This window comes from Pseudomonas protegens (assembly GCF_013407925.2).
GTDB lineage: Bacteria > Pseudomonadota > Gammaproteobacteria > Pseudomonadales > Pseudomonadaceae > Aquipseudomonas > Aquipseudomonas fluorescens_AP.
The window spans coordinates 118,276-136,758 of record NZ_CP060201.1 but is presented as its reverse complement, the minus strand read 5'-3'; the positions used below and the strand labels follow the sequence as shown (position 1 = coordinate 136,758).

The 18,483-nt window shown below is 65.1% G+C and carries 17 protein-coding genes; 6 read left to right on the top strand and 11 right to left on the bottom strand.

Annotated features, from left to right (window positions below; genetic code table 11):
* Positions 1-157 precede the first annotated feature (157 nt).
* The 4 genes from GGI48_RS00545 to nudC all read left to right on the top strand — a co-directional run bounded on the left by GGI48_RS00545 (position 158) and on the right by nudC (position 3,949).
* Entirely contained in the window at positions 158-859 is a 702-nt protein-coding gene (locus GGI48_RS00545; RefSeq protein ID WP_016965040.1) for a response regulator transcription factor, read from the top strand.
* A 4-nt stretch (positions 860-863) separates the two neighbouring features.
* Positions 864-2,177, top strand: coding sequence for an ATP-binding protein (locus GGI48_RS00540; RefSeq protein WP_047304724.1), 1,314 nt, complete (start codon positions 864-866; stop codon positions 2,175-2,177).
* A gap of 122 nt (positions 2,178-2,299) precedes the next feature.
* Positions 2,300-3,112 (top strand): crotonase/enoyl-CoA hydratase family protein, encoded by an 813-nt coding sequence (locus GGI48_RS00535; protein WP_179596257.1) that lies wholly within the window; start codon positions 2,300-2,302, stop codon positions 3,110-3,112.
* A gap of 6 nt (positions 3,113-3,118) precedes the next feature.
* Positions 3,119-3,949, top strand: coding sequence for an NAD(+) diphosphatase (nudC, locus tag GGI48_RS00530; RefSeq protein ID WP_047304722.1), 831 nt, complete (start codon positions 3,119-3,121; stop codon positions 3,947-3,949).
* On the opposite strand, the gene GGI48_RS00525 is transcribed toward nudC, so the two are convergent.
* A complete protein-coding gene (locus GGI48_RS00525) occupies positions 3,917-4,696 on the bottom strand; it encodes a TSUP family transporter (protein ID WP_179596255.1) in 780 nt (259 codons plus the stop codon). The two genes, nudC and GGI48_RS00525, sit on opposite strands and share 33 nt — an antisense overlap.
* A 215-nt stretch (positions 4,697-4,911) precedes the next feature.
* Positions 4,912-6,147, bottom strand: coding sequence for an acyl-CoA dehydrogenase family protein (locus tag GGI48_RS00520; RefSeq protein ID WP_179596253.1), 1,236 nt, complete (start codon positions 6,145-6,147; stop codon positions 4,912-4,914).
* A 391-nt stretch (positions 6,148-6,538) separates the two neighbouring features.
* Here GGI48_RS00520 and sfnG point away from each other — a divergent pair, with 391 nt between their 5' ends.
* Entirely contained in the window at positions 6,539-7,633 is a 1,095-nt protein-coding gene (gene sfnG / locus GGI48_RS00515) for a dimethylsulfone monooxygenase SfnG (protein ID WP_103742322.1), read from the top strand.
* Positions 7,634-7,815: 182 nt separating this feature from the next.
* On the opposite strand, the gene GGI48_RS00510 is transcribed toward sfnG, so the two are convergent.
* Together GGI48_RS00510 and GGI48_RS00505 are read right to left on the bottom strand one after the other, a co-directional pair.
* Entirely contained in the window at positions 7,816-8,295 is a 480-nt protein-coding gene (locus tag GGI48_RS00510; RefSeq protein WP_016965720.1) for a DUF1348 family protein, read from the bottom strand.
* A gap of 58 nt (positions 8,296-8,353) precedes the next feature.
* Positions 8,354-8,917, bottom strand: coding sequence for a TetR/AcrR family transcriptional regulator (locus GGI48_RS00505; protein ID WP_179601860.1), 564 nt, complete (start codon positions 8,915-8,917; stop codon positions 8,354-8,356).
* Positions 8,918-9,157: 240 nt separating this feature from the next.
* Between GGI48_RS00505 and pssA the strand changes: the two genes are divergently transcribed.
* On the top strand, positions 9,158-10,501 hold the full coding sequence (gene pssA / locus GGI48_RS00500) for a CDP-diacylglycerol--serine O-phosphatidyltransferase (RefSeq protein ID WP_016965718.1): 1,344 nt from the start codon (positions 9,158-9,160) through the stop codon (positions 10,499-10,501).
* A 105-nt stretch (positions 10,502-10,606) separates the two neighbouring features.
* Here pssA and GGI48_RS00495 read toward each other — a convergent pair whose 3' ends face one another.
* From GGI48_RS00495 to GGI48_RS00465, 7 genes are all read right to left on the bottom strand, one after another.
* Positions 10,607-11,806, bottom strand: a complete 1,200-nt coding sequence (locus GGI48_RS00495; protein ID WP_179596251.1) for an MFS transporter — start codon at positions 11,804-11,806, stop codon at positions 10,607-10,609.
* 190 nt (positions 11,807-11,996) lie between these two features.
* Positions 11,997-12,821: an iron uptake system protein EfeO gene (gene efeO, locus GGI48_RS00490; protein WP_179596249.1), complete on the bottom strand. Its 825-nt coding sequence runs from the start codon at positions 12,819-12,821 to the stop codon at positions 11,997-11,999.
* A gap of 35 nt (positions 12,822-12,856) precedes the next feature.
* Positions 12,857-14,167 (bottom strand): iron uptake transporter deferrochelatase/peroxidase subunit, encoded by a 1,311-nt coding sequence (efeB, locus tag GGI48_RS00485; protein WP_047304714.1) that lies wholly within the window; start codon positions 14,165-14,167, stop codon positions 12,857-12,859.
* 15 nt (positions 14,168-14,182) lie between these two features.
* Positions 14,183-15,382: an iron uptake system protein EfeO gene (efeO, locus tag GGI48_RS00480; RefSeq protein ID WP_179596247.1), complete on the bottom strand. Its 1,200-nt coding sequence runs from the start codon at positions 15,380-15,382 to the stop codon at positions 14,183-14,185.
* Positions 15,383-15,391: 9 nt separating this feature from the next.
* Positions 15,392-16,240: an iron uptake transporter permease EfeU gene (gene efeU / locus GGI48_RS00475; RefSeq protein ID WP_179596245.1), complete on the bottom strand. Its 849-nt coding sequence runs from the start codon at positions 16,238-16,240 to the stop codon at positions 15,392-15,394.
* Between the two features lie 285 nt (positions 16,241-16,525).
* Positions 16,526-17,824 (bottom strand): glycosyltransferase, encoded by a 1,299-nt coding sequence (locus tag GGI48_RS00470; RefSeq protein ID WP_179596242.1) that lies wholly within the window; start codon positions 17,822-17,824, stop codon positions 16,526-16,528.
* 68 nt (positions 17,825-17,892) lie between these two features.
* On the bottom strand, positions 17,893-18,252 hold the full coding sequence (locus GGI48_RS00465) for a response regulator (RefSeq protein ID WP_179596240.1): 360 nt from the start codon (positions 18,250-18,252) through the stop codon (positions 17,893-17,895).
* Between the last annotated feature and the right edge of the window lie 231 nt (positions 18,253-18,483).

The window sequence follows — 18,483 nt, the reverse complement described above, 5'->3', positions numbered from 1 at the left end:
AGGCCCGCTGTGAAGCTGTGTAGGTGCTGTGTGAAAAAGTGTGAAGCGGGCGCGCTTGCGCGCAGAGTGTTGTATATCCTTGGCGCCTTGCTGCTGTTGCCCGGTGCTCTATAAGGAACGCCGCTACTCCGTATTTCTTCAATAAAGACTCCTTGTCATGCCCAATATTCTTCTTGTCGAAGACGACACCGCGCTCTCGGAGCTGATTGCCAGCTACCTGGAGCGCAATGGCTATCAGGTCAGTGTGATCAGTCGCGGCGATCAGGTGCGCGAACGGGCCAAGGCCAGTCCGCCGGACCTGGTGATCCTCGATCTGATGCTGCCGGGCTTGGATGGTTTGCAGGTCTGTCGCTTGTTGCGCGCCGATTCGGCCACCTTGCCGATCCTGATGCTGACCGCCCGCGATGATAGCCATGATCAGGTGTTGGGTCTGGAAATGGGCGCCGACGACTATGTGACAAAACCTTGCGAACCGCGAGTGCTGCTGGCCCGGGTGCGTACCCTGTTGCGCCGCAGCAGCCTCGGCGAGCCGCAGACCGCCAGCGACCAGATCCTCATGGGCAACCTGTGCATCGACCTGTGCGAGCGCACCGTGACCTGGCGCGAACAGTTGGTGGAGCTGTCCAGTGGCGAGTACAACCTGCTGGTGGTGCTGGCCCGGCATGCCGGCGAAGTGCTGAGCCGCGACCAGATCCTCCAGCGGCTGCGGGGCATCGAGTTCAACGGCACCGACCGCTCGGTGGACGTGGCCATTTCCAAGTTGCGGCGCAAGTTCGACGACCACGCCGGCGAAGCGCGCAAGATCAAGACCGTCTGGGGCAAGGGTTACCTGTTCAGCCGCTCCGAGTGGGAATGCTGACTCCATGCTGCGCATCCTGGTCCGGCTGTACCTGATCACCATCGTCGCCTTCAGCGCGGCGATCTACCTGATTCCGGACCTGGTGATCAAGGTCTTCCACGAGCGCTTCGTGGATTACAACCTGGAACAGTCCCGCGGCCTGCAAGGCCTGATCGTCAAGCAGTTCCGCGCCGTTCCCGCCGCGCAGTGGCCGGATCTGGTCAAGGAAATGGACCAGGAGTTCCATCCGCTGCAAGTGGCCCTGGTACGCATCGACGACCCGGATTTCAGCCCTTACGAACGCGAGCGCCTGGCCCGCGGCGAAAAGGTGGTGCGCCTGGGGGACTGGGGCTGGCGCACCCTGGCGGTGTCGCCGCTGGACGAGCAACTGGCGGTCAAGCTGGTGGTGCCGCCGGATCCGCTGGACGTCAACCTGCTGTACTGGAGCATCAACGTGCTGATCGTCGCGGTGCTGCTGGCCTGCCTGCTGCTTTGGGTCAGGCCGCACTGGCGCGATCTTGAGCGCTTGAAGCGCACCGCCGAGCGCTTCGGCAAGGGCCACTTGAGTGAACGCACGCAGCTGCCCGGCAGCTCCAACATCGGCAGCCTGGCCCATGTCTTCGACACCATGGCCGGGGACATCGAGCAGCTCCTCAACCAGCAGCGGGACCTGCTCAACGCCGTGTCCCATGAGCTGCGCACCCCCTTGACCCGGCTGGATTTCGGCCTGGCCCTGGTGCTCTCCGACGATCTGCCGGCGGCCAGCCGCGAGCGCCTGCAAGGGCTGGTGGCGCATATCCGCGAGCTGGATGAACTGGTGCTGGAATTGCTGTCCTACAGCCGCCTGCAGAACCCGGCCTGCTTGCCGGAGCAGGTCGAGGTGTCCCTGGACGAGTTCATCGACAGCATCCTGGGCAGCGTCGACGACGAGCTGGAGTCGGATCTGGTCATCGATGTGCTGCTACACGGCACCCTGGAGCGTTTCACCCTGGACCCGCGGCTCACCGCCCGGGCCCTGCAGAACCTGCTGCGCAACGCCACCCGCTACTGCGAGAAACGCATCCAGGTCGGGGTGCTGGTCAGCGACGAGCGCTGCGAGATCTGGGTGGACGATGACGGCATCGGCATTCCCGACGCTGAGCGCGAACGGGTGTTCGAGCCGTTCTATCGCCTGGATCGCAGCCGCGACCGCTCCACCGGCGGTTTTGGCCTGGGGCTGGCCATCAGCCGTCGCGCCCTGCAGGCCCAGGACGGCACCCTGACCGCCGAGGCCTCGCCCCTGGGCGGCGCACGTTTTCGCCTGAGCCTGCCCCGGCCGCAAGGGGCGAAAGCCCACTGACTTCAAGAGCACGCGCCAACCCGCAGCCAGTCCCGCTTTTGGCCAATGCGCTGGCTTACGGGGCGGCGACGCCACTTGCTATAGTTCGGCCCTCATTTTCCGCCCAGTAAAGGATCACTGCCATGTCCGAATACCAAGCCTTTCGCGTCGAACTCGCTGACAACATCGCCCATGTGCAGATCAACCGCCCGGAAAAGATCAATGCCATGAACGCTGCGTTCTGGAGCGAGATCGTCGAGATCTTCCGCTGGATCGACGACACCGACGCGGTGCGGGTGGTGGTGCTCAGCGGCGCCGGCAAGCACTTTTCCTCAGGCATCGACCTGATGCTGCTGGCCGGGGTGGCCAACGAACTGGGCAAGGACGTGGGCCGCAACGCGCGCCTGCTGCGGCGCAAGATCCTGCAACTGCAATCCTCCTTCAATGCCGTGGACAACTGCCGCAAGCCGGTGCTGGCGGCGATCCAGGGCTACTGCCTGGGCGGCGCCATCGACCTGATCAGCGCCTGCGACATGCGTTACGCCGCCGATGACGCGCAGTTCTCGATCAAGGAAATCGACATCGGCATGGCCGCCGATGTCGGCACACTGCAACGTTTGCCGCGTATCATCGGCGACGGCATGTTGCGCGAGCTGGCCTACACTGGGCGCACCTTCGGTGCCGAGGAAGCGCGTCACATCGGCCTGGTCAACCGCACCTACCGCGATGCCGCCAGCCTGCTGGACGGGGTCATGGAGATTGCCCGGGAGATTGCCGCCAAGTCGCCGATCGCGGTCAGCGGCACCAAGAAAATGCTCAGCTACATGCGTGACCACCGGATCGACGACGGCCTGGAATATGTCGCCACCTGGAACGCCGCGATGCTGCAATCCACCGACTTGCGTGTGGCCATTGCCGCCCACATGAGCAAACAGAAACCCGAATTTCTGGATTGATTGACGATGATTGAACGCTGGACCACCGCAGTACTGGATACCCAACTTCCTGGCGGCTGGGCCGTGGCCCGTGGCCCGGACGGCTTTCTTTATGACGACAACGGCGCGCTGTTCCCGCGGCACTGGCTCAAGGGCCAGGACCTGCCGCTGCTGGCCGAGCACGGCATCGGCCATCTCGATGGCGAGCCGGTGTACCTGCTGGAGCTCAGCGGCCGCGCCGACGTGGCGGGCTGCGGCTGGAAAGGCCTGCGGGCCTTCATGCTGGAGGGCGATCACACCCTGTACAAGGTCCTGGGCTATGCCGCGCAGATCGGCACCTGGGCCCGGGAGCATCGCTTCTGCGGCAGTTGCGGCCGGGCCATGCGGCAAGTGCCGGGGGAGCGGGCGATGTACTGCGAGCCCTGCGATCTGCGGGCCTACCCGCGGATTTCACCGAGCATGATCGTGCTGGTCACTCGCGGCGACGAGATTCTCCTGGCCCGTTCGCCGCGTTTCGTCACCGGGGTCTACAGCACCCTGGCCGGCTTTGCCGAGCCCGGCGAGTCGGCGGAGGACTGCCTGATCCGCGAGGTGCGCGAAGAGGTGAGCATCGAGGTCAAGAACATCCAGTACGTGGGCAGCCAGTGCTGGCCGTTCCCGCATTCGATGATGCTGGGCTTCCATGCCGAGTACGCCGGCGGCGAAATCGTGCCCCAGGAAGACGAGATCGAGGACGCCCAGTGGTTCAACGTCCATGCGCTGCCGCCGTTGCCGGCCTCGCGCTCGATTGCCCGCTACCTGATCGACCTCTATGTGGCGCGTCGTCTAGGCCACGCTGAACCAGTGCTGCCAGGCTAGGCGCACGGTCAATCCGAGCACCACGGTGATGAACACCGGGCGAATGAACTTGGCACCACCGCTGATCGCGGTGCGTGCCCCGAAGAAGGCCCCGACCATCACCGACAGGCCCATGCACAGGCCGATGATCCAGTCCACCTGCCCGGAGAACACGAACACCGACAGCGCCGCGATGTTGCTGACGAAGTTCATGCTGCGGGCCACGCCGCTGGCCTTGACCAGGTCGATGGGGTAGAGCAGCAGGCTGCTCACGGTCCAGAACGCTCCGGTGCCGGGCCCGGCCACGCCGTCGTAGAAGCCCAGGCTGAAGCCCTGGCTCGATTGCCACTTCTTCTTGATCGGTGCATCGCTGTCCAGCGGCGCCTTGGGCGTGCCGCCGAACAACAGGTACAGGCCGCAGGCGAAGACGATCACCGGCAGCATCTTGTTCAGCCACTCGGCCGGCAGGTAATGGGCGACGATGGCCCCGGTCAGCGCGCCCACCAGGGTGCCGACGATGGCGTGCATCCACTGCCTGGGGTGGAACAGCTTGCGCCGGTAGAAGGTGAAGCTGGCGGTGGCCGAGCCGAAGGTCGAGCTGAGCTTGTTGGTCCCCAGCACCAGATGCGGCGGCAAGCCGGCGGTGAGCAGGGCCGGGGTGGTGAGCAGGCCGCCACCGCCGGCAATGGCGTCGATGAAACCAGCGATGAAGGCCACGAGGGCGAGAATGGCGAGGGTGGTCAGGTCTACGCTGAGTTCGAAGGGCATGGATTCGGCTTATTGTTCGGCGGGAAGCGCAAAGGGGGCTGCGCGCAAGACCGCCATCTTACCTGCAACCCCGCCCGCTGCGCGACCGCCTCGACCTTGGTCTGATACCCCTATCGTAGGAGCCGGCTTGCCGGCGAATGGGCCTTTGAGCCTTGCGCACGACCGGAGGGCGCCTTCGCTGGCAAGCCAGCTCCTACGGCCGGTGCAGGGAAGGGTTAGCGTTGCGGGCCGTTGCCGATCTGCCAGACAAAAGGCGGTTCGCTGCCGTTGATCTGCCAGTCACCGACAATCCGTGCCTTGTAGATCACCGGGTTATGGGACGACACGGTCCGCGCATTGCGCCAATGCCGGTCCAGGGCCTTGCCCTGGCGAATGTCCGAGGCGCCGAGGGCGTTGAACAGCTCACTGGTGGCACGCTGGATCAGTTCGGTGACTACCACCTGGGCCGTGGCCGATTCGATTTCCGCCGCCACATTGGCCGCTCGCTCCTGCGCCTCATCCCCGGCAAAGCGCGCCAGGTAGGCCTGTTGGGCCGGCGCCGCCGCGCGGACCGCCGCGGCCTCGGCCGCGTACACCAGGGCGGCAATCTCGCCCACCACTTGCTGCACCTGGGCATCGGCGCTGACCTGGGGCGCGTTGCCGTGACTGTAGATGCGCTTGCGCACCCGCACTTCGTGGGCCACGTCGCGCAGCGCGGCGCGGCCGATCCCGGCCAGGGTCGCCAGCAGCACCAGTTGGTAGAAGGCCGTCTGGTACTTGAAGCGGGTGGCGAAGTCGATGATGTTCTCGGCCTCGACTTCGGCGTCGTTGAAGCGCGAGGTGCCACTGCCGGTGGTGCGCTGGCCGAAACCGTCCCAGTCGTCGCTCTGCTGGATGCCCGGCTGACGGGTGCGCACCGCCGCGATCACATCGCCGCCGGTGTCCGTGCGCTGGGCGTAGACATCGATCCAGTCGGAGAAAATGCTGCCGGTGCTGTAGAACTTCTCGCCGTTGAGGCGCCATTTTTCGCCGTCCGGCGTCACCTTGGTAATGACCTGGCCAATCTCCACCGCGCCGATCTCGGTCCAGGCGCAGCCGACGATATCGCCCTCGACAAAGCGCTTGAACCACAGATCCCGGCCCGGCCCGGGCGCAGCGTTGAGACGGTCCTCGGCAAAGGCGAAGTGCCCGCGCAGGGCCTGGGGCACATTGGCGTCGGCTTCGGCCAGCTCGATCAGCAGTTGCAACAGCTGGGGCAGGGAGGCACCGCCGCCGCCATATTCCACGGGCACCCGCACGGCGCCGAAGCCGGCCTGCTTGAGCCACTGGATGGGTTCATAAGGCAAGGTGCGGCTGTGCTCGCGCTCCACGGCACCGGCGGCGATGCGCTGGAAGATCGGGCGGAAGCGCTCGGCCAGAGGCGCGTAATCGACCCCCAAGGACAATGGATTGATTACCTGGTGTTCAGTCATGGCGTAGCTCCTGGGTTCGGCAGAAAAAACAGTGGGCGCCTAGGCGGCCCTTTGCACACCGCTTGCACACAGCATGCCGAGATCCCGCGGCCCGGCCTGCCTGGGGATCGGCCCGCGGGAGGGGCAGCCAACTGTTGCCCGGGCAACACATCATCAACAAATCGTTCGTTTGCGCGGTGTTGCGACGCTGCGCTCGCCGCGGATACAGGCCGCGGCCGGACCCGCTACAGCAAGTGCGCAGGCGCCGCCCGCCAGCCGAGCGCGGCCCGGCCTGGCGCGCTTTGGCGCAGGTCTTCGAAGCCTGTGGGGCGGGTCGAGCCAGGCCACCGGCAGGCGCTGGCACGCTTGCTGCTCTGGTCCTTGCACCTTTACCTGTCCCGAGGACCGAGCCATGAGTCAGCAAGCCGTCAAATTTGCCTATTGGGTGCCCAACGTCAGCGGTGGTCTGGTGGTGAGCAAGATCGAGCAGCGCACCCACTGGGGCATCGACTACAACCGCAAACTGGCGCAGATCGCCGAGGAGGCCGGTTTCGAATACGCCCTGACCCAGATCCGCTTCACCGCCGGCTATGGCGCCGAGTACCAGCACGAGTCGGTGGCCTTCAGCCACGCGCTGCTGGCCGCCACCAGCAAGCTCAAGGTGATCGCGGCGATCCTGCCCGGGCCCTGGCAACCGGCGCTGGCGGCCAAGCAGCTGGCCACCATCGATCAACTGACCAATGGCCGGATCGCGGTGAACATTGTCAGCGGCTGGTTCAAGGGCGAGTTCCAGGCGATTGGCGAGCACTGGCTGGAGCACGACGAGCGCTATCGCCGTTCCGAGGAATTCATCCGTTCCCTGCGCGGGATCTGGAGCCAGGACCACTTCACCTTCAAGGGCGACTTCTATCGCTTTGACAACTACAGCCTCAAGCCCAAGCCCCTGGGCCAGCCGGAGATCTTCCAGGGCGGCAGTTCGCGGGCGGCGCGGGACATGGCGGCCAGGGTGTCGGACTGGTACTTCACCAATGGCAACAGCGTCGAGGGGATCAAGGCCCAGGTGGACGATATCCGCGCCAAGGCCGCGGCCAACCAGCATTCGGTGAAAGTCGGGGTGAATGCCTTTGTGATCGCCCGGGACACCGAGGAAGAAGCCCGGGCGGTGCTGGCGGAGATTATCGACAAGGCCGATCCGCAGGCGGTGAATGCCTTTGGCGATGCAGCCAAGCAGGCCGGCAAGGCCTCGCCCGAAGGCGAGGGCAACTGGGCCAAGTCCAGCTTCGAGGACCTGGTGCAGTACAACGACGGCTTCAAGACCAACCTGATCGGCACCCCGCAGCAGATTGCCCAGCGCATCGTCGAGTTGAAGGCGGTGGGGGTGGACCTGGTGCTGGCGGGGTTCCTGCATTTTCAGGAAGAGGTTGAGTATTTCGGTAAGCGGGTATTGCCCCTGGTGCGGGAGCTGGAAGCCCAGGCCCGGCTCAAGGAGCAAGAAGCGGCGGCTTGAATGGCGCGTTGCTTACCGGCGTAGCGGTTCACCAGCCCGATGCAAGGCTTGTTGCGCGAGATTGCCTTGTAGGAGCCGGCTTGCCGGCGAAAGGGCCTTTGGCCTCGGTGCAAGGCTTGAGGACGCCTTCGCTGGCAAGCCAGCTGCTACGGGGGCGCTAGGTATAAGAACCTTGGGCCGGGTTACAGGCCCAGGTCGCTAAGGCCTGGGTGGTCATCCGGGCGCCGGCCCAGGGGCCAGTGGAACTTGCGCTCGGTTGCCTTGATCGGCATGTCGTTGACGCAGGCAAACCGCCGGGCCATCAGGCCTTGTTCGTCGAACTCCCAGTTCTCGTTGCCGTAGGAACGGAACCAGTTGCCCGAGTCGTCGTGCCATTCATAGGCGTAGCGCACGGCGATGCGGTTGTCGGTAAAGGCCCAGAGTTCCTTGATCAGGCGGTAATCCAGCTCCTTGGCCCATTTGCGGGCGAGAAAGGCCTTGGCCTCTTCGCGGTTGTGGGCGAACTCGGCGCGGTTACGCCATTGGGTGTCCAGGGTGTAGGCCAGGGACACCCGTTCCGGGTCCCGGGAGTTCCAGCCATCTTCAGCCAGACGGATCTTTTCAATCGCCGACTCGCGAGTGAAAGGCGGAAGGGGCGGGCGCACTTGAGCGTTAGACGACATGATTTGTCTCCAATGAAAGTTGCTGTTCAAACAAAGCAGTTGCACTTGTTTAAAACAATCAGAGGTCCAATAACTTTCGCGCCATGCATTGCGCATTATCAGCAGCACTGTGATCGCCCATGACAAGGGCAACGGTAATGGCGCCATCGATCAGGATCAGCAGTTGCGCTGCCAGTCCCTCGGGATGTTGCACGCCATGTTCTTGGCAAAGCTCGGTCACGTAATCGAGCAGTTTCTGTTTATGTTGTTTCGCCACCTGGCGCACCGGGTCTTGTGGATCGCCAGTCTCGCCGCTGGTGTTGATAAAGGCGCAGCCACGAAAACCTTCGGATTCGAACCAGCCCTTGAGCACGCTGAACAGCGCCAGCAGCCGCTGCGCAGAGCCTTCGGCCCGGTTGACTTCGGTCCTGTACCAGTGCATCCAGCGCTGGTCGCGACGTTCCAGGGCGGCCACCACCAGTTCGTCCTTGTTGTTGAAATAGCGATAGATGCTCTTTCTAGAGACCCCGGCGGTCTTCACCAACAGATCCATGCCAGTGGCGGCAATGCCGCTCTTGTAGATCAGCTTCTCGGTGACGTCGAGGATGATGTCGCGTGTTTCAGGGGGAGTGATTTCGTTCATGGAGCAAAGAGTAGAACGATCGTTCTCCTTGGTCAAATAATTATTTTGTTGATCATCGAAGTTCCCCCGCCATGTAGGAGCTGGCTCGCCAGCGAAGGCGTCACCGGGTCTTGCGCAGTATCCGAAGGCTCCTTCGCCGTTCAGGGCGGGGCAATGGTCTTGTACAGGTCGGGCAGGGGACTCAGCCTGTTGCATGGTGTAAGCTCTTGCGCTCTTTGGATTTGAGCCACTGCGAGCCCTATGCCGTCGCTTTTCAAACGTTCCCTGCTGCCCAAGCTGCGCAGCTTCCCCCTGGCCGCCGAGGCCTTCACCACGCTTGCCGGCGCTGCACAATTTCGCCGCACGCTGCTGGAGCAAATCGCCCAGGCCACCCGGCGCATCTATATCGTTGCCCTGTACCTGCAACAGGACGAAGCCGGCCAGGAGATCCTTGATGCCCTGCACGCCGCCAAGGCCGCCCGCCCGGAGCTGGACGTGGTGGTCGTGGTCGACTGGTTGCGCGCCCAGCGCGGCCTGATCGGTGCCGGCAAGCAGCCGGGCAATTCGGCCTGGTACCAGGAGATGACCCGCACCCACGCCAGCGAAGTGCCGATCTACGGCGTGCCGGTGCAGACCCGGGAGCTGTTCGGGGTGCTGCACCTCAAAGGCTTCGTCATCGACGACTGCGTGCTCTACAGCGGCGCCAGCCTGAACAACGTCTACCTGCACAAGTTCGACAAATACCGCTTCGACCGTTATCACCTGCTGCACAACCAGGCCCTGGCCGACTCCATGCAGCACCTGGTGCAGCACGGCCTGGTGGCGTCGCGGGCGGTGCACCGCCTGGACCTGCCGAACCTGCCCAGCACCCGCAGCCTGCGCAACGACATTGGCGATCTGCGCAGCCGTCTCAAGCACGCCACCTACGACACCACCGCCGGCAGCCTGGACAAGAGCGAGCTTTCGGTCAGTCCATTGCTCGGCGTCGGCAAGGGCAATCCGCTGAACCGGGTGATCTGCGAGCTGATCGCCGGCGCCCAGCGCCAGCTGACCATCTGCACCCCGTATTTCAACCTGCCGCTGCCGGTGACCCGGGAGATCAATCGGGCCCTGGAGCGTGGGGTGAAGATCGACATCATCGTCGGCGACAAGACCGCCAACGACTTCTATATCCCGCCCAGCGAGCCGTTCAAGGTGATCGCGGCGCTGCCTTATCTCTACGAGATCAGCCTGCGGCGCTTCGCCAAGCGGCATCAGAAAGTGATCGACAGCGGCCAGTTGAACCTGCACCTGTGGCGCGACGGCGACAACACCTACCACCTCAAGGGGATGTGGGTCGATGAGCGCTACACCTTGCTCACCGGCAACAACCTCAACCCCCGGGCGTTTCGCCTGGACCTGGAAAACGCCCTGCTGCTGGACGACCCCAAGGGCCAGTTGCTGGAGGCGCGCAGCGCCGAGCAGGCGCAGATCTATCGCCACACAAAGCGCATCGAGCATTTCCAGTACCTGGACAGCCTGGTGGACTACCCCGAGGCCGTGAGCAAGTTCCTGCGCCGGGTCAGCCGGGTGCGCATCGAACGCCTGCTCTACCGCATGCTGTAACCTGCAGCCGCTGCCGAGCCGGCGAGGCTGCGCAAGGGCCCGCAGGGCCTTCAGCGCCCCAAGAACGACGCCTCCTGCGGAGCCGTTCGCAGCCTGCGGCAGCGGCTACAGGGAGCGCGGGTGTGGCCAGATGGCGATCAGCACCAGCAGCACCGCCGCCAGCAGGTAGGGCAGGCGCGGTTCGATGGCGTAGATCAGGCTGGCGGCCATGGGCCCGATGACCACGCCCAGGCCCTGGGCGGCGCCGATGCTGCCGGCGGCCGCGCCCTGTTCCGAGGCTTGCACGGCATTCGCCGCCAGGGCCGAGAACGACGGAAACACCCCGCCCATGCCCGCCGCCGAGACAAAGAACGCCAGCCACAGGCCCCAGGCGCTGTCCACCAGCATGCTGCCGGCATAGCCCAAGGCCGAGAGCAGGGCGCCGTAGCGGATCATGCGCAATGGCGGCCATTCCAGCTTGCGCACCACCAGCTGGGCGCCGATCAACGCCACGCCGACCATGGCCAGGGCCACCCCGGCGGTCTGCGCCGCCTCGGCTGGGTTCATGTGCAGGCGATCCAGGGCGTAGAAACTCACGGTGATCTGGGCGATGGACACGCAGAGCATGGCGACAAAGGCCACCGTCATCGGTCGCAGCAGCCGCGGGTCATTCAAGCGGACCGGGCTGGGGGCATGCTTGAGGTGCAGTTCCTGGCGCGGCAGCTTGTAGCGCAGCACCAGGAACGCCAGCAATGGCAACACGGCCATGGCGTAGAACGGCAGGCTCAGGCTGTAGCGGGCCAGCAGCGCGGCGATCGCCGGGCCGATCACCAGGCCCACGGCGTTAGCCGCGCCGAGGGTGGCCATGGCCCGGGCGCGATGCTCGGGTTCGATGTTGTCGGCGATCAGGGCGAAGCCGCCCACCGGAATCGCCGCATAAAAGGCACCGATCAGGCCGCGTCCGAGCATCAGGCCGAGAAAGGCCATGGCGACGCTGGGCAGGCTGTGCAGCGACAGGTCGATGAACAGGCACAGCGCCCAGTAGGCGAGGGTGAAGCCCGCGGTGCCCAGCAGCAGGACCCGGCGCCGGCCGAAGCGGTCGCTGGCCTGGCCCCAGGGGCGCGCCAGGAGCATCCAGATCACTCCGGATACGGTCACCGCGGCGCCGGCATGCCAGGTCTCCAGGCCCAGCGCCCGAGAGATCGGGCCGATCAGCGAGACGAAGGCCATCATCGACATGGTGCAGGCCATGTAGGCGGCCATCAGCGGCAGCAATGAGAAGGGTGTGGCAGTCAGCGGCGCACGGGCAGCCAAGGGGCGAGACATGCAGGGTCGTCCATGAAAGCGATGGGCCGTGAACGTTATCGGGATAACGCGTCACAGCCCAGTCTTATCTGCATCGGTGATGCTGCCGCTGGCGCTGGCTGGCTGACGAAGAGTGCCTTGAGGCGGGTTGAGCTCAAGAACGCTTTCGCTGGCAAGCCAGCTCCTACAGGTGGCGGCGTGGGCGTCGGGTTCAGTTCAGGCCCAGTTTGCCGCGCAGGGTCGAGAGGTCTTCGGCCAGGGTGTTGACCGGGCCCACCAGGGCCTTGCGGTCGCTGTCCTTGACCTTGTCGTAGGTCATGAAGCCGCCGTCGGCGGTTTTGTACTTGGCCAGGATGGTGTTCACCGTGGCGAAGTTCTTGTCCACCTTGGCGACAAAGGCCTGGTCCTGCTTGGCGATCTGGCCGCGGAACAGGTCGACGATCTTCTTCGCGCCGTCGATGTTGCCCTGGAAGTCGTAGAGGTCGGTGTGGCTGTAGCGGTCTTCCTCGCCGGAGATCTTGGTCGCGGCCACTTCTTCCAGCAACGCGGCGGCGCCGCCGACGACTTTTTCCGGCGGGAAGGTCAGGCCGGCGACGCGGGTCTGCAGGTCCTTGACGTCTTTGTTCAGGCGCTCGGCCAGCTCGCCCAGGCCTTCTGTGCTGTTTTCCGAGAACAGCGAGTATTCCAGGCGGTGGAAGCCGGTGAAGTCTGCGGCCTTGACGCCTTGTTCGTGATCGTCGACCCGCGAGTCGATGGACGCGTCCAAGTCACTGAAGAGCTCGGCGATCGGTTCGATCGACTCGTAGTAGACCCGGGTCGGCGCGTAGAGCTTTTTGGCGCTGGCCAGGTCGCCCTGTTTCACCGCGGCGGTGAACTGCTGGGTATGGCTGGCCAGCTCATCGAGCTGTTCGGTGACGTAGATCTTGTAGTCGGAGATCGGCCCCACCAGCTCCAGGGGCGCGGTGGCGGCGAACGCCGACAATGGGGCGTGGAGCAGGCCGAGGGTCAGCAACACAGCGATAGGCGACTTTTTCATGGGACGTTTCCGTGGGGGTGGTTGTGTTGGGGGTGTCAGGCCGTGGTTGTCGCTCGGGTAGCATCGAGCAGCGAGCGGCCGATGAAATCCTCTGCGCCGGTGACCCCCGGCAAGGTGAAGAAGTAACCGCCGCCGGTGGGCTTGAGGTACTCCTCCAGGGGTTCGCCGTTGAGGCGGGTCTGTACCGCGATAAAGCCTTTTTCCAGGTCGGCCTGGTAGCAGATGAACAGCAGGCCCATGTCCAGCTGGCCGTTCTTGTTGACCCCGTTGGAGTAGTTGAATGGCCGACGCAGGATCAGGTTCTGCCGGGTCTGCGCGGTGCGCGGGTTGGCCAGGCGGATGTGCGCGTCGAGCTTGGTCAGCTTGCCGTGGGGGTCCTTGCTGTAGTCGGGCACCTGGCTTTCCTTCTGGCCATCCATGGGCGCGCCCGTGGTCTTGACCCGGCCGATGATGCTTTCCTGCTCTTGCAGCGGGGTGCGGTCCCAGCGCTCGACGAAGTTGCGGATGATCCGCACCGCCTGGTAGCTGCCATGGGCCGCCCAGGCCGGTTCGTCGCTGCCGGGCTGGACCCAGACGATCTGCTGCATGGCCTGCTGGTCATTGGAGTCGGGGTTGGCCGAACCATCGCGAAAGCCCAGGAAGTTGCGCGCGCTCTGCGCCGGCTCGCCGGGCTTGGCCGGGGCCTGGGGCGGTACGCTGCCTTCCTGTTTCCAGCGCACCAGCAGCAGGTCCGGCAGGTTCTTCACGATGTCGCGCAGGGCGTGGATGTTGGTGTCGGCGGTGTTGGCGCAGAACTGCAGGCTCAGGTCGCCATGGCAGCAGGCCGGTTCCAGGGCGTCGTTGGGAAACCCCACCATGCGGATCAGGCGCTTGGGCTTGGCCGCCGCCAGGCCGAAGCGCTCGTCGAACAGCGAGGCGCCCACCGACACGGTGATGGTCAGGTTGTCCGGGGTCACCACCGGGCCGAGGATGCCGGAGTCCAGCGGCGGCAGCTTCGGGTCGACCTGGGTCACCGGGCCGCCACTCATGAGAAAGGCAATGCGCTGGTTGAGGGTACGGAACAGCCGCTCCAGGTCGTCACGGTCGCGGGCCAGGACATCGAAGGACACCAGCATGCCCGCCGCCGGGCGCGGGGTGACGATGCCGCTCTGGTGCCGGCCGTGAAAATCGTGGCGATCCAGGGTCCGGTCGCTGCTCGGGGCTTCGGTGACCTGGGCCTGCGCGGCGGCCATGGCCGGACAGCTCAGGCTGCTGCCGGCCAGGGCCACGCCGGCGGCGCCCATGCCCAGCAGTACGCGCCGGCGTTGGGCGCTGAAGGAAGGGTTGGCTTGATCTGAATCGTTCATGGAGGGCTCGTCTGGTTACAGGCCGGAAAGGCCGAGTGCGGGGTCGATGGCGTCGAGGGCGTCGGCCAGGGCCTTGGCCTTGTCGGCGATCTCTTGGCGTTGTGCAGCGCTGACTTGGTCGTAGGCCACGTAGCCGAAGCCTTGGCGCAGGTTGTCGAGGCGGCTGGCCAGGGCCTGGGTGGCGGCGTCCACCTGGGTCAGCAAGGGGGCGGCGGATTTGCTCAGCAGGGGGCGCAGCAGGTCGATGACCTTGCGCGTGGTTTCCAGGTTGGCGGCAAAGCCGTTGAGGTCGCTGTGGCTGTAGCGTTCCTCTTCACCGCTGCCGGCTCGCCGCTCGGCCAGACTGCGCAGGTTGCGCGCCACCAGGTCCACCAGTTGCTGCGGCGCCAGGGTCTGGGCCAGCAGCTGTTCCTTGAGGCGCGCCACATCGCTGGACAAGCCTTGCGCCACCGGGGCCAGGCCGGCCAGGTCGCGTTGCTCGAACAGGCCGTATTCCAGGCGGTGGAAGCCGCGAAAGCCCGGGTCCTGCTCGCGCTGCTCGAAGTAGTCGGCGCGGGCGTTGATGGCGTTGTCCAGCTCGGCCAGGCGCTGGGCCGCCGGCGCCAGACGCTGATAGGCGGCGCGGGCCGGCAGGTACAGGGCCTGGGCCTGCTTCAGGTCGCCGGCGTCGATGGCTTGCTGCAAGGCGTTCACCGCCTTGACCAGGGCGCTGGCGGAAAGGCTCAGGTAGACCCGGAACTCCGATAGCGGACCGATAAAGGCCACCAGCGAGGGACCGGCCTTGGCCTGGGCCTCGGACTCGGCGGTGGCCGTCACATGCAGGGTGCCGCGGGGGTTGCTCAACAGCCCGCAGGTCATGGCGTAGTCACCCGGTTGCAGGTTGGCGTTGATCACCTGGCTCAGGCCCGGGGCGATGTTCTCGCGCTCCTCGACCACCAGCACGCCGTCGAGGATTTCCCATTCCACGGCGCGATCGGAGCGGTTGACGATGCGAAAGCTGGCGTGCCCGGCCGGAACCGTCAGCGCATTGGGCTCACAGCTCTTGGGGTGGATGGTCACGATGATTTCGCCCTGGTGCGCCTGGCGCTTGTCGGCGGCCAGTTGCGAGGCGTAATAGAACAGCCCGCCGGCGGCGATCATCACGATCACCGAGCCGGCCACCGCCCAGCGCAAGGCGCGGGGCGGCGAGGCCTGGGGAGAGGCTTGCTGGGTCATGGGGGAGCCTTACTGACTGGAAACGGAAGAGGTCGGGGCCGGCGTCTTAGCCGGGGCGCCGGCGGGCAGGAAGAACAGCACCAGGGTCACCGCCAGGTACAGCCCATAGGCGCCGAGGGTGCTGACGGTAGGCGCGTCCTGATAGCCGAACATGCCGGCCAGCACCGAGCCCAAAGGGCCGTCCATGGGCAGGCTGGCGCTGAAGTCGAAGAGCACGCTCTGCCAGTGGTTCCAGATCCCGGCTTCGTGCAGGGCCTGCACCGAGTTGGCGAGGATGCCGGCGGCCACCAGCAGGATGAACAGCCCGGTCCAGCGGAAGAACAGCCCGAGGTTCAGGCGCATGCTGCCGCTGTAGATCAGGAAGCCGACGATGATGGCCACGCTCAGGCCGAGCAGGGCGCCAATGGGCGCGCCGGGGCCTTCGCTCTGCTGGAACACCGCCAGCAGGAAGAACACGGTTTCCAGGCCTTCGCGGGCCACGGCGAAGAACACCATGGCGATCAGGGCCATGACCTGATGCCGGGAACCGGCCAGGGCCTGGTCCAGCGACACCTGCAGGGAGTGCTTGATGGAACGGGCCACCTTGCGCATCCAGAACACCATGGAACTGAGGATGCCCACGGCCACCAGGCCGACGATGCCTTCGAAGAGTTCCTGCTGCTTCTGCGGGAATTCGGCGCTCATCAATTCCAGACCGCCACCCACCAGCAGGGCCAGGGCCGCGGCGAGAAACACTCCGATCCACACCGCGGGCATCCACTGGCCGCGGCCGGTCTGTTGCAGGTAACTGGCGATGATGCCAACGATAAGCGCGGCTTCAATCCCTTCGCGCAGCATGATCAGAAATGGAACGAGCATTCAGCACCGGCGGGGCAATGGCTAGGGAATCAATTTGTAACATAATGATACTCATTGCTAAATGAAGATCATTGCCATCTGCTGAACGCAAGCTGAACGAGATTCGTTTACTTCTATGGATGAGGTGAGTGCCCGTCCCCGCGTGAGTCGGCTGTACGGCGGGGAGGGGCGCAAGGTTTGTGCTGAACTTGCTGGCGCCTTCGCTGGCCAGCCAGCTCCCGCAGCGGGCAGGCCACGGTTTTTTGTAGGCGCCGGCTGGCCGGCTCTCGGGTGAAGGGCGCGGGGTCAGGAGGCGGGGCGGTTCTTCGCCTCGATCCACTGCGCCATGTATTGGGTGCTCTTGTGATGGTGGTGGCGCAGCATGGCGCCGGTGAAGTTGTCGCGGCGCAGGTGTTCCAGGTGCTGACGGCAGTGCTGCAGGCGCTGGATCAGCGCCGGGCCGTGGACCTGCTGGCGGTAGCGGGCTTGCAGCAGGCGGGCGCCATCGGCCTGGGCCTGGTTCCACAAGGCCTGATCCTGATACAGGCGCACCGCGGCCGCCGCCAGGGCGCTGGCGGACTCGGCCACCGCCCCCGGCCACGGCAGGTCGTCCTGGGACATGGATTCGCTGCCCACCGGGGTGGTCACGCTCGGCGTGCCGCAGAGCATGGCGTCCAGCAGCTTGCCCTTGATCCCCGCGCCGAAGCGCAGGGGCGCCAGGCAGATCCGCGCCGCGCTCATCACCTGCAGCGCGTCTTCGGCCCAGTTCATGATGTGAAAGCCCTGGGCCGGGTTGTGCAGCGCCGCGGCCTTGGGTGGGGTATAGGCGCCGTACAGGTGCAACTGCGCGCCGGGCAGTTGCTGGCGGATCAGCGGCCACACGCGATTCTTCATCCACAGCACGGCGTCCCAGTTCGGCGCGTGGCGAAAATTGCCGATGCTGAGGAAATGCGCCCGCTGTTCGAAGGGCGGGAACTCCTCCGGCAACCGCTCCAGCATCAGCGGGCACCAGTGCAGCAAGGCCGGGGGCAGGCGGAACTGCTGCACCAGCAGCTCGATCTCCACTTCGGAGATCATCAGGCTCAGGTCGCAGCGGTAGATGGCGGCGATCTCGCGCTTGGCCAGGTCGGTGTCGGCCATGTGGCGGAATTCTTCCGCCGGCGCCCGGCTGAACAGGGCGCTGAAGTCATCCTCGTCGGCGCCGGCCTTGAGGTGATCCTTGAGGCGCTGGTGGCGGGCGTGGCGCAGGCATTGCAGGTCCGAGGTTTCCAGGACCCGCAGGGCATTGGGGCAGTGCTGCTCGACGCGCCAGCCGAACTGCTCTTCCATCATGAACTGGTCGAACAGCACGATATCCGGCGCCAGCTCGGCGACGAAGCGGTCAAAACTGCTGTTGTTGAGTTCGATCGGGCACTCGCGGATGCCCAGGGCCGCCAGATCCTCCTTGTGCTCGCCCTCGTTGGCCGGGCTGCTGAAGGTCAGCTCCCAACCCTGATCGAGAAAGCTCTGGAGGATCTGCATCATGTGCCCGCCGGCGGCGGAGGAGCGGGGTTCGGGCCAGACGTAACCAATGATCAGGACTTTGGTTGCGGCGGTGGGACTCATGAGCGGGCATTCCTGGCAGGCGGGGGCAAAAAAAGGTCGCCATTAAACCACAGCCGGCCGCCACCGGATCAGCCGAGGATGCTGCGCACCTTGTCCCGCAGTTGATCGATGGAAAAGGGCTTGCCGATCACCGCCATGCCGGCCGGCACGTCGATGGATTCGGCATAACCGCTGGCGAACAGCACCGGCAATTGCGGGCGCAGTCGCCGGGCTCGCTCGGCCAGTTCGCGGCCGTTCATGCCGGGCAGGCCGACATCGGTCATCAGCAGGTCGATGCCTTGCCCGGCATCTTCCAGCAGCTGCAGCGCGGCGTCGCTGCCATCGGCTTCCAGGACGCTGAATTCGAGCTCTTCGAGAACATCGACAATCAACATGCGCACGATGGCATCGTCTTCGACGACTAGGATGGTGGAAGCGCTGGCGGGCATAGGGGCACTCTCAAGAAATGAATTCGACGGGGCGGCGTGACAGGCGGCCTTGTGCATCAGTAAGTGGCAGCTGGCCACAAGTTCCCGAAGCTGTACAAAAAAATGCGTTTGTACAAGCGTCGGCAAGAATAACCGCTTCCTTTGTCCCAGCGCAGCTTCAATTGCAGTGGTGAACCCACAGGTTATAAAAAATAGCTGTAATGGCCGAATGTGGGGCAAACTTCGTTTTTT